We start from the raw sequence: 11621 nt of genomic DNA on the forward strand, positions 1-11621 counted from the left end.
GCGGCTCGGCGAAGCGCATACTAGCCCTGCGTCTCGTCGATTCCAACAGTGTGAATCGATGACGGGCAAGGCTAAGAACACTAAACAACGCGAGGTAACTTATGCACATCCGTTGGAAAAAAGTGTATTCGAGTGGTTGGGGAACGATTCATCACGATGCACCCCGTTCCCATCGCAGCGCAAGCGAGCGCGAGCAGCTCTTTCAACGCCTTTTGACAATCGCGATCGCCTGTAGCGTCGGCGGATTCGTGCTCTTGTCGGTCGGTGCGGCCTTCCTGGGACGCTAAAGTCACCCATCTTCCTTTTCGTGCGCGGCACCGCCTCCGGCGGACGGCCGCGCCGCGTTGCTTCGGCTAACGCTTTTCCACGACTTCCAAGCCAATGCCGCCTCCCGAGCTTATGCTACGGAGGTTTCGGCACGTTCGCCGCGCCGCTTCAATCGCCCGATGCAACGGCACACCCGCGATGTTTTGAAACGTTTTGTTACATGAGCACGGCGTTTCGGAAAGGCTGGTACGTCTGAATTGCGGCAAATCGCTGCCATTTCCCTTAAAGATTTGAAGCCGCCTGCGATAAAGCGCGTTAAGCACGTTGATATCCATCGTCGATAACGTGGTCTCTCGTGGCGCCGGCGCAGCATTCTGCGGGTTCACGCTATTGCGTTATCGAAAGAATAGTGCGATCTTGAACCGACGGCGCTGTGTCGGAATTTTGGGTAGTCCTGGGTTCCGGATTTGCCCGGATTTATCCGAATTGTCTTGCGTCTCAGAATTTTCGATAAAGAAGAAAAAAGATTATCACGCGGGCCGGTTTGATTGATTTGTGAGGTGCGCCATGGAAATTCGCTGGGAAAAGTTGTACTCGGGCGGATTGGGTCGTTTTTACGACACTTCGGAATCGAGCCGCCGTCGGGCGCGGCGTGCGCAACTGGCATGGTTTGGCGTCGTCATCTCCGTTGGCATTGCCATCGGCGCCGTCGCCATTGCCTGGCGCTGGCTCTGATGGTCGTCACGGCAGCGCGCCGCTTGAGGATGACGGCAACGGTGGTGGGGCTCGCGCTCGCCGCGAGCGCGTCGGTTCACGCCCAAACGTCATCCGCGACGCCGGCGCCGTCCGAACCGCTCGATGCTGCCGGGAACCCCTGCGGGGCGCTACGTGCGCTGCCTGCCGACGTCACGCAATACCGATACGAGGCATCGAACGGGTGCGACCGTCCGGTCTCGTTCTTTTGGCGGTGCAGCGCTGCGGATGCCGAGCATTCGCTGGACATCCCCGGCAAGGGAGCGCAATCGACCTCGTGTTTGAAGGCGGCAGGGGCCGCCGGAGAGATCGTGTTTCGTTTCGGCCCGCCAGGCACCGGCAACTGAGCGCCCGCCGGCCCGTCTTCCCCTTCGCATGGCGCAAGTATTGTGAGCATGCTGGCGCGGTGCCCAGGGTGGACGCGCGCTGTTCTGACGGCCAGTCGCCACTGCCGCCGGGAATGGCTATGATGTCGTCATACGGCCCGTCGGCGTACCCGACGCGTGCCCTGGCAGGATCCCCGAGCCACGCGTGATCCGCTCGGTCCGGTCCGCCACATCGAACAAGCCCTCCCTAAGGACGCCCCCCATGAACGACATCGTCACCCCGACTCAGCCGTCGCTCGACACCGCTGCCTTGCGCGAATTCGTCGATCGTAAATGGAACGAAGACATCCTGCACGCGCTGACCGACTACATCGCCGTGCCGGCCAAGAGCCCGGGCTTCGACGCCGACTGGGCACGCAATGGATACATCGATCGCGTCGTGCGCGACGCCGCGCAATGGGCCGAACGCCAGCCGGTGAAAGGACTGAAGCTCGAAGTGATTCGTCTTGACGGACGCACGCCGGTTATCTTCTTCGAGGCTCCCGCCACGCGCTCGGGCAGCGACGAGACGATCGTGCTCTACGGCCACCTCGACAAGCAACCTGAGTTCGATGGATGGCGTCGTGACCTGGGCCCGTGGACGCCCAAGTTCGAAGACGGCAGGCTCTATGGCCGTGGCGGTGCGGACGACGGTTACGCCATCTATTCCAGCGTGACGGCGCTGGCCGCCCTCGATGCCCAGGGCGTGGAGCGCCCGCGCTGCGTCGGTCTCATCGAGACGTGCGAAGAGTCGGGCAGCTACGACCTGCTGCCGTATGTCGATGCGCTGCGTGAACGATTGGGGCGTGTCGGCCTGGTCGTCTGCCTCGATTCGGGGGCAGGCAACTACGATCAGTTGTGGCTCACGACGTCGCTGCGCGGCCTGATTTCGGGCAGCCTTGAAGTGCAGGTGCTTGACGAGGGTATCCACTCGGGCGGCTACGGCGGCATTGCGCCGTCGAGTTTTCGCATCATGCGCCAGTTGTTCGAACGTCTGGAAGACGCGGGCAGCGGCAACGTGCTGCCGCAAGGCTTTCACACGCCGATTCCGTTGCAGCGCCTGAAAGAGGCGGAAGCGACGGCGCGCATTCTTGGCGACGACGTCTGGAAGAAGATGCCGTGGGCGTGCGGTCAGGACGGCCTGTCGGTATTGCCGACCACGACCGATCCGAAGGAGGCGCTGCTCAATTCGACGTGGCGTCCGTCGCTGTCGGTCACCGGGGCGGCGGGACTGCCGGCGCTGTCGGATGCCGGCAACGTGCTGCGTCCGCGCACGGCGTTCAAGCTGTCGCTGCGTCTGCCGCCGCTCGTCGACGCCGCGCAGGCGGTGGCCGAACTCAAATCGCTGCTGGAACTCGATCCGCCCTACAACGCCCGGGTGACGTTCAAGCCGGATGCCGGTGCGGCCTCCGGTTGGAATGCGCCCGACGTTGCGCCGTGGCTCACGTCGGCACTGAACACGGCGTCGCAACGGCACTATGGGGAAGACGTGGCGTACATCGGGCAGGGCGGCACCATTCCGTTGATGAATACACTGCAGGCGGGTTTCCCGTCGGCACAATTCATGGTGTGCGGCGTGCTCGGACCGAAGTCGAATGCGCATGGCCCGAACGAATTCCTGCACGTACCTTACGCGAAGAAACTGACGGCCGCGGTGGCCGAGGTCATCGCGCTGGCGCCGTAGGCGGCGCTCGCGTTGTCACGGCGCAGCCGGCCGGGCAAGCGCGCGGCAGCCTCCTCTCCCGGGGCGAGTGCGTCGCCGACGGGCGTGCAAGCCGCATCGAGGCATGCGAGCGCCCGGTATAATCGCCGCTCTGCGATGTGGGCGCGGCGCGATCCGCCGCGCGGCGCATGGGCATCCGAAAGGGGACGATTTGAATCGCGTTGCGACGACATCCCGCGCGCCAAGAGGCGCGCGTTTCAATTTCCGAGCCATCGGAGAACGATTGCGCGCCTACCGGATCGCTGCGGAGCTGCGTAGCGAGGATGTGGCGGAGCAGCTCGATATCTCACGCGCGGCGATCTACAAGCTCGAGCGCGGCGAGATCGTCAAGATCGACACCCTCGAGCGTCTCGCGGCATTGCTGGGCGTGTCGCTCGCGAATCTGCTGGGCGTGGAAGTCGAATATCACGACTCGGCAGTCAGCTACTTCGAGCGCATGCGCCAGTTGGAGCGCCGTTCCGAGCGCATCGTCGCACATTTCGATCCCATTTCGTTCCTGCTGACGTCCGAAGACTACGACGTCTGGCTGCGCCACATGCTCGACGAGAGCATACCGCCCACGCTAGCCGACCAGCGCTGGACGAACACGATCGATCGCGTGCTGAACATCTTGCAGGAGCGCAAGTCGAGCTTCTCGCGCCAGCGGCTGGCGGTGACGAGCCTCATCGGGCTGCGTCAGATCGAGCAGTTTCTGCATCACGGACTCGTGGGGCGGCTGGGACTCCCTCCCGAGGTGCAGCACGAGCGCAAGCGGGCGGCGCGGCGCGAAGTGGCGCGCATCGTCGAGTTTCTCGAGGCCGACACGACGGGCGTGCAGATCGGCATCGTGAGCGACAACATGCCCAATGAGTCGTTCCAGATCTTCGAGGCGCAGGGCGAGGCCTATGTGGCGGTGTCGCCGTTTCGGCTGGGCGAACTACCGAACCTGCGTACCGGTATCGCCACCATCACCACGTCACCCGACGGCGTTGGCATGTATCGCGCCATGATCGATCGACTCTGGGCCGATGCGGCCAAGGGCAGAGACGGCGCGGCATTGCTCGAAGCGCTGCTGGTCCGGTTCTGAGGGGGCGGGCGGGTAACGCGTGAACGCGTGCCCACGCCTTGACCGCCGTCGTTGAGCACGCGCTTTGCGTGCGGGAAAACGACGAGCTGGTGCCACAAAACGAAGTCTTCCCACACAATCGACATCACATCGCGACAAACCGCTCTAGTCTCCTTGCGCTTGACGACCATCCGGTCTGTTTACCTTGGAGACGATCATGGGAACCATTTCCGCCGCATCGCGCGGCTCGCCGGTGCAACTCATTTCCATCACCCGGTCGAAGCCGCCCGACGATGGGAACAGCTTCGGCTCGGACTTTCAGCGACTGGGATCGGTCGCCACGTCCGCGCTCAGTCCGACTGGCAAGCCCTGGCAGTCCTATCCCGTGCGGCCGCGAAGCACGCAAGCCAACAGCGGCATTCCGCTGGGGACATGGTGCGAGGAGCGCGATCGCGAGGTGCTTCACGCCAAGCGCCTGCGCGCCGACCCACTGATGCCCAAATTCGTCGGCGAGGGACTTGGGCGCTGGCGCACCCAGTTTACCGACGCCGTCGCCGCCGACGTGACCTTCGAGCGTGCCCGTGCGTCGTCCATGCAGCGGGTCCGTCACGGGATTCCCGCCGAGCCGACCCGTTTCGTTCGAACGTTTGCCACTGGCTCGGTGCGCGCGCAACTTGGCGAGATTGCCCGTCTGAGCGATGAGGTCAGCAAGCTGACTGCGGCCATTCCGTCGTTGCCGGACGGGAGCGCCAGGAAAATTGCGCTAAGAAATCGCGATGACCTTGCTGCGCTCAGAGATGCGATGGCGCGATTGACCATGAATTCGCATGGCAGGAAGGACGATCTGCTGCGCTCGGAACTGAACGCCCTGATCGCGCTGAACGACATGGCGCGCGAGGCGGAGCGAGAGCTGACCAACGGCGGCGCCGACGTACCGCTGCGCCTGGCGGTGCGCGATGGCAACTGGGTCCTCAAACCTGCTGCGTCGACCTCCTGGTTCGCCAGGAACAAGACGCGGGCGGCCAATGATTCGGCCCGACTGGCACTCCTCCTTGGCTATCCGGCCGACCAGCCTGTCACGCTCAAGATGATTCGCAGCCGGGGGTTCGGCGCGCACGAGTACACGACCGTGCTCAATGACGCCAGATCCAGCGGACGCGACGCCGCGCGTTCCTGGCTCGCCGTCAGGGCGCTGGACATCGACACTTGGAAGGCCGCCACCCGCGCTGTGCACGATGGCCTGTCACCGTCCGACACGCACCGCGCGCCGGCGGACACGCCAACGCCTGCGCACGACGACAGCCTGCTCGGCGACGAACTCGACTCAGGCGCGGATCCGCGCAGTCCGAGTCGTGAGCGGTCGCGTCGGACTACGGCCAATCCAATCGATGCCACCCGGTTTTCCGATCTTGTTCGCCCCTCGTTGGCCGAGCCCGCCGCCGAGCCGGTGCTCGACGATTCTGAGGACTCCGACGATTCCGATGCATCGGAGATGGACGCGCACGGTTACGCCCGCCTCGTGAGGTCGGACACCCCATCGGACGTGCCCCCCTTTGTCGCGCCGGACGGCAGCGAATACGCGCGCGTCATGCGAGCCGAACGGTCGCCGGCGTTGGCCAGCGCGACGTCGCAACTCTCCCGGCGCGAAATTTTTGCGGAGGCGTTCTGCAACGCGCAGCCGGGCAGGCAGCATAGCTTGCGGGCAATGATTGCTCGATCGATGGTGTCCTCGCCGTCGCCGAGCGAACAGGCTGCAGGCGGACACGGACCCGTCGGCAGCGCTCGAGCCGTCGCGACGCCGTCGCCACTGCCACCGCCGCCGCCATTGTCGCCACCACCGCCGCCGCCGTTGTCGGCACTGCCGCCCATCCCTGAGTAATCCACTGCTGCATTAGGCAGGCCAGGCCGCTACCGGAACATGGAGCGGCCTTTTTTCATGCAAAAGCCGCGTGAATGATTTTATGTGGCAAAACGCTTCGTGCGCGCGTAATAGTAAATACTTTAATTATTGGCAAGCCTTTTTAATCAACGGCTTGCGAGCCTTGTGCAACACACTGGTTTTGCCATGCGGGGGGCTTGTCAGTAGAATGGTCGCGTTAAAAAACGCTACGCGAAGCGAATAGCCTGTCAGGTTTTCTTCACGCACGGCGACCCATTGCTCGACTGTCATGCGTGATTCGTCCCCCACAAAACGGAGAACCCCATGTCACAGGACAAGGAACCGCGCCGGCGCTTTTTGCGTCAGGTGCTGGCGATCGTGCCCGCCACGACCCTCGCCACCGGTGCCACGCTGAGTCAGTCCGCCTGCAGCAGCGACAAGCCCGCCGCCCCCGCCGCATCCACCACGCCCTATGAGCCCAAGTACTTCACCGCCGACGAATGGCGTTTTGTGAATGCCGCCGTCGACCGCCTGATTCCCGCCGACGACCTCGGCCCGGGAGCGCTTCAGGCCGACGTGCCACAGTTCATCGACCGTCAGATGGAAACGCCCTTCGGGCACGGCAAGCTCTGGTATATGCAGGGGCCGTTCCATACCGATCAGCCTCCCGAGATGGGCTACCAGTTGAGTCTCGTGCCGCGCGACATCTATCGTCACGGCATTGCGGCGTGCGACGCTTACTGCAAAAGGCAGTACAACAAGGCATTTGCCGATCTCGATCACGCCACGCAGGAGACCGTGCTCGGCGATCTGGAGCACGCGAAGGTCGAGTTCGATAGCGTGCCGGCGCGCACGTTCTTCTCCTATCTGCTCGCCAATACGAAGGAAGGTTTCTTCTCGGATCCGATCCACGGCGGCAACAAGGACATGGTGGGCTGGAAGATGGTCGGCTTCCCCGGCGCGCGCGCCGACTTCCTCGACTGGGCGGATCAGCCGAACGTCAAGTACCCGTATGGGCCCGTGTCGATTTCCGGAAAGCGGGGCTAATTCATGGCCATCAAGAAAGACAAGGTCGACGCCGTCATCGTGGGCTTCGGCTGGACCGGGGCCATCCTCGGCCAGGAGCTCACCGATGCCGGGCTCAACGTCGTGGCGCTCGAGCGCGGTGCGATGCGCGACACGCCCACCGACGCGCAGTACCCCAAAGTCATCGACGAGCTCGAATACTCGGTGCGCGGCAAGCTCTTCCAGGAGCTGGCCCGCGAGACCGTTACGATTCGTCATACGCCGGACGATCTCGCTGTGCCTTACCGCCAGAACGGCTCGTTTCTGCTCGGCAACGGCGTGGGCGGCGCGGGCTTCCACTGGAACGGCATGCACTACCGCATCCTGCCCGAAGAGCTGAAGCTGCGCAGCCATTACGAAGAACGCTACGGCAAGAAGTTCATTCCCGACGGCATGACGATTCAGGACTTCGGCGTGAGCTATGAGGAGCTGGAGCCGCACTTCGATTTCGCCGAGAAAGTGTTTGGAACGTCGGGCAAGGCCGGCAACCTGAACGGCACGATCGTGCCCGGCGGCAACCCGCGCGAGGGGGCGCGGTCAAGCGAATTCCCCACGCCGCCACTGCAGACCACCTATGGTGCGACGCTCTTCGAGAAGGCGGCCCGCGAAGTCGGCTTCAATCCGTACCCGGCCCCCGCCGCGAATACCTCTCAGCCCTATACGAATCCGTATGGTGTGCGTCTCGGGCCCTGCAACTTCTGCGGCTTCTGCGAAAACTACGGCTGTTACATGTACTCGAAGGCATCGCCGCAGACGACCATTCTGCCGGTGTTGCTCAAGAAACCCAATTTCGAACTGCGCACGCATGCGTACGTCGTCAAGGTCAATCTCGACAGCGACGGCAAGAAGGCCACGGGTGTGACGTATATCGACGCACAAGGCCGCGAAGTCGAGCAACCGGCCGATCTCGTCATCATGGCCGCGTACCAGATGCACAACGTGCGCCTGCTGTTGCTCTCCGGCATCGGCAAGCCCTACGATCCGAAGACGGGCGAGGGCGTTGTCGGCAAGAACTATGCGTACCAGATGAACGGCGCCGTGAACGTGCTGCTGCCCAAGGGCACGCAGTTGAATCCATTCATCGGCACGGGCGCCGGCGGCGTGTCGATGGACGATCTGAACGGCGACCAGTTCGACCACGGGCCGCTTGGCTTTATCGGCGGCGCGAGCATCCGTCACGTGCGCACGGGCGGGCGCCCGATCAAGATGACGCCGAGCGTGCCGGGCACGCCGTCGTGGGGCAGCAAGTGGAAAGCGGGCGTGACGGACGCGTATCAGCGGTTCATGACGATCGGCATTTCCGGCTCGGTCATGTCGTATCGCGACGCGTGTCTCGATCTCGATCCGACCTACAAGGACGCCTACGGTGTGCCGTTGCTGCGCATGACGTTCGACTGGCATGACAACGAGTACGCCATGCTGGGCTATATGGGCGACCGCATGGAAGCGGTCGGCCGCGCGATGAATCCGGAGAAGGTGTTCCGCGCGATCCGCAAGAAGGGCACGCACTACGACACGCGGATCTACCAGAGCACGCATACGACCGGCGGCGCGATCATGGGCACGAACCCGTCGAACAGCGTGGTCAACAAGTACCTGCAAAGCTGGGACGTGTCCAACGTGTTCGTGATGGGCGCGTCGGCGTTCCCGCAGAACATGGGTTACAACCCCACGGGCGTGGTGGCGGCGCTGGCGTACTGGTCTGCGAAGGCGATTCGCGAACAGTACCTCAAGAACGCCGGCCCGCTGGTTCAGGCGTGAGGAGCGCAACCATGATCCGCAAAACGATGATGAAACGCTCCGCGATCGCACTTGCCGCCGGGACGCTGGCGTTCGCGGCCGTTGCCGTGTGGGCGCAGAATGCTGCGGCGCCGGCCTCGGCACCGGCCGCACCCGCCGTGTCGCCGACGCCGATGGCACCCGCCACGACGGCCGCCGGCAGCCCGGCGCCCGCCGCGAACGACCCGCAGGCGCAACTCGTGAAGCAGGGCGAATACCTCGCGCGCGCGGCCGATTGTGCCGCGTGCCACACGGCGCCCAAGGGGCTACCGTTCGCCGGCGGCCTGCCGATCGCCTCGCCGATCGGCACGATCTACTCGACGAACATCACGCCCGACAAGGACACCGGCATCGGCAGCTACAGCCTCGAGGACTTCGACAAGGCGGTGCGCCACGGGGTCGCGAAGAATGGCGCGACGTTGTACCCGGCCATGCCGTACACGTCGTACGCGAAGGTGCGTCCGGCCGATGTCAAGGCGCTGTACGCCTACTTCATGAACGGCGTGAAGCCCGTCGCGCAGACCAACAAGTCGACCGATATCCCGTGGCCGATGTCGATGCGCTGGCCGCTGTCGATCTGGCGCAACATGTTCGCGCCCGCGGTCGTTGGCGATACCGCCTCGACCGATAACGATCCGATTTCGCGCGGACGCTATCTTGTCGAAGGCCTGGCGCATTGCAGCGCCTGCCACACACCGCGCGGCTTTGCGTTCCAGGAGAAGGCGCTCACCGACGACAGCACCGCATTCCTGTCGGGCGGTGTGGTCGACAACTTCCTCGCGAAGAATCTGCGGGGCGATGTCACCGACGGTCTGGGCAACTGGAGCGAAGGCGATATCACGGCGTTCCTGAAGGGCGGACGTAACGACCACTCCGCGGCGTTCGGCGGGATGACGGACGTGGTGCAGCACAGCACCCAGCACATGAACGATGACGACCTCACGGCGATTGCCAAGTACCTGAAGACGCTCAAGCCGGTCGATCCGAACGCCAAGGCGCTCGCCTATGACGACACCGTGTTCAAGGCATTGCGTACGGGCGCAGGCAAGGGCAACGGTGCGCTCACGTTCCTCGACAACTGCGCGGCGTGCCATCGCAGCACCGGCAAGGGCTACACGCAGACGTTCCCAACGCTCGCCCTCAGCTCGACGGTGAACTCGGCCGATCCGACCTCGCTCATCCACATCGTGTTGCGCGGCGCGGAAATGCCGTGGACGAAGTCGGCGCCCACGCATTACGCGATGCCGAGCTTCGACGACCGGCTGACCGATCAGGATGTGGCCGACGTGCTGACGTTCGTGCGCTCGAGCTGGGGCAACAAGGCGCCGGCGGTGACAGCCACCCAGGTGGCCAAGGTGCGCAAGGAGGTTGGCGCAGCGGCGCAGCCGCAGCGCTGAGCCGGCAAATCGTAGGGCCGGTGACCGGCCCCAGGGGGGAAGTCGAGGCCTCGCCAGGCAGCATCGCTGGCGGGGCTTCGTTGTTTGCGATCGGGCGGGGGAGGGGGCGGATTCCATCGTTATACTGACGGTTCTTGCGCAACCGTGTCCCCAACATGAGGTATCACCATGCCCCGAATGTTCGTCAAGACCTTGCCGTGTCTCGTCGCCGCCGCAACGCTCGCCCTGTCCCCGCTGTCGGCACTGGCCTGTACCCGTGTGGTGTATCTCGGCGCGAACGACGACGTAATTACCGCGCGCTCGATGGACTGGAGGGTCGACGTCGCCACCAATCTCTATGTGTTGCCGCGCGGCATGACGCGCTCGGGCGAGGCGGGGCCCAACTCGCTTCGCTGGACGGCGAAGTACGGCAGCGTGGTGGCCACGGGCTACGACGTGTCGACGACCGACGGCGTCAACGAGAAGGGGCTGTCGGCGCAGTTGCTCTGGTTGGTGGAGTCGCAATATCCGACGTTCGACAAGGGGTCGAAGCCGGGGCTGACGATCGCGGCCTGGGCGCAGTACGTGCTGGATAACTTCGCGACGGTCGCACAAGCCGTGGCGGCGCTGGAGAAGACGCCGTTCACGATCGTGACGGACAACGTGCCCGGCGAGGATCGGATCGCGACGCTGCATCTGTCGATGTCCGACAAGTCGGGCGACAGTGCCATCGTCGAGTACATCAACGGTCGGCAGGTGATTCACCACGGCCGCCAGTATCAGGTGATGACCAATTCGCCGACGTTCGACGAGCAGCTTGCGTTGAACAGTTACTGGAAGCAGATTGGCGGAACGACGTTCCTTCCGGGGACGAATCGCTCGTCGGATCGCTTTGCGCGAGCGTCGTTCTACATCAATGCGATTCCAAAGACCGAATCGCCGGTCGAGGCGTTGGCGAGCGTGTTCAGTGTCATTCGCAACGCGTCGGTGCCGTTCGGCATCACGACGCCGGGCGAGCCGAATATTTCGTCGACGCGTTGGCGCACGGTCGTCGATCACAAGCGCATGCTTTATTTCTTTGAATCGGCGCTCACGCCCAACACGTTCTGGGTGGATCTGAACAAGGTTGATTTCGCGGCCGGGGCGCCCGTGAAGCGGCTCGATCTCGGCAAGGATCAGCGCAATACCTTCAGCGGTGAGGTCTCGGCCGATTTCAAGGTGGCGCCGCCGTTTCCGTTTCTGGGGTTGCGCGACGGTCCCGTCCCTGCGTCGAAAGACCGGTCAGGAAGCACCGGCCTGTGAACGGCACGCGGCGGCCCTGACGCCGTCGACCGTCGCCGATAGCCAACGTGCCCGGCATGCGCCGGGC

The 11621-nt window shown here is 64.0% G+C and carries 10 protein-coding genes; 9 read left to right on the forward strand and 1 reads right to left on the reverse strand.

The genetic code is table 11. From position 1 onward, the window contains the following. The first annotated feature begins 834 nt into the window (after nt 1–834). The 5 genes from PCE31106_RS24090 (at nt 835) to PCE31106_RS24100 (ending at nt 6032) form a co-directional block, all read left to right on the forward strand. Nucleotides 835–1002, forward strand: coding sequence for a hypothetical protein (locus PCE31106_RS24090; RefSeq protein WP_017235157.1), 168 nt, complete (start codon nt 835–837; stop codon nt 1000–1002). Between the two features lie 29 nt (nt 1003–1031). After that, nucleotides 1032–1367: a hypothetical protein gene (locus tag PCE31106_RS24095; protein WP_157211533.1), complete on the forward strand. Its 336-nt coding sequence runs from the start codon at nt 1032–1034 to the stop codon at nt 1365–1367. 241 nt (nt 1368–1608) lie between these two features. Then, the gene (locus PCE31106_RS21910) at nt 1609–3069 is read left to right on the forward strand and encodes a M20 family metallopeptidase (protein ID WP_150564642.1); all 1461 of its coding nucleotides are present in this window, start codon (nt 1609–1611) and stop codon (nt 3067–3069) included. A gap of 262 nt (nt 3070–3331) precedes the next feature. Continuing rightward, nucleotides 3332–4174, forward strand: a complete 843-nt coding sequence (locus PCE31106_RS21915) for a helix-turn-helix domain-containing protein (protein ID WP_254441249.1) — start codon at nt 3332–3334, stop codon at nt 4172–4174. A 196-nt stretch (nt 4175–4370) separates the two neighbouring features. Beyond that, nucleotides 4371–6032: a hypothetical protein gene (locus PCE31106_RS24100; protein ID WP_174975364.1), complete on the forward strand. Its 1662-nt coding sequence runs from the start codon at nt 4371–4373 to the stop codon at nt 6030–6032. Nucleotides 6033–6158: 126 nt separating this feature from the next. Here PCE31106_RS24100 and PCE31106_RS24105 read toward each other — a convergent pair whose 3' ends face one another. Next, nucleotides 6159–6323, reverse strand: coding sequence for a hypothetical protein (locus PCE31106_RS24105; protein WP_174975366.1), 165 nt, complete (start codon nt 6321–6323; stop codon nt 6159–6161). Between the two features lie 33 nt (nt 6324–6356). Here PCE31106_RS24105 and PCE31106_RS21925 point away from each other — a divergent pair, with 33 nt between their 5' ends. The 4 genes from PCE31106_RS21925 to PCE31106_RS21940 all read left to right on the forward strand — a co-directional run bounded on the left by PCE31106_RS21925 (nt 6357) and on the right by PCE31106_RS21940 (nt 11554). Further along, entirely contained in the window at nt 6357–7079 is a 723-nt protein-coding gene (locus PCE31106_RS21925) for a gluconate 2-dehydrogenase subunit 3 family protein (protein WP_150564645.1), read from the forward strand. A gap of 3 nt (nt 7080–7082) precedes the next feature. Continuing rightward, nucleotides 7083–8858: a GMC family oxidoreductase gene (locus PCE31106_RS21930; protein WP_150564646.1), complete on the forward strand. Its 1776-nt coding sequence runs from the start codon at nt 7083–7085 to the stop codon at nt 8856–8858. A 14-nt stretch (nt 8859–8872) separates the two neighbouring features. Next, complete coding sequence (locus PCE31106_RS21935; RefSeq protein WP_437343842.1) at nt 8873–10273, forward strand: c-type cytochrome; 1401 nt, start codon at nt 8873–8875, stop codon at nt 10271–10273. 168 nt (nt 10274–10441) lie between these two features. Then, nucleotides 10442–11554, forward strand: a complete 1113-nt coding sequence (locus PCE31106_RS21940) for a linear amide C-N hydrolase (protein WP_217425921.1) — start codon at nt 10442–10444, stop codon at nt 11552–11554. Nucleotides 11555–11621: the final 67 nt, after the last annotated feature.

Source organism: Pandoraea cepalis (genome assembly GCF_902459665.1).
GTDB classification, from domain to species: Bacteria; Pseudomonadota; Gammaproteobacteria; order Burkholderiales; family Burkholderiaceae; genus Pandoraea; species Pandoraea cepalis.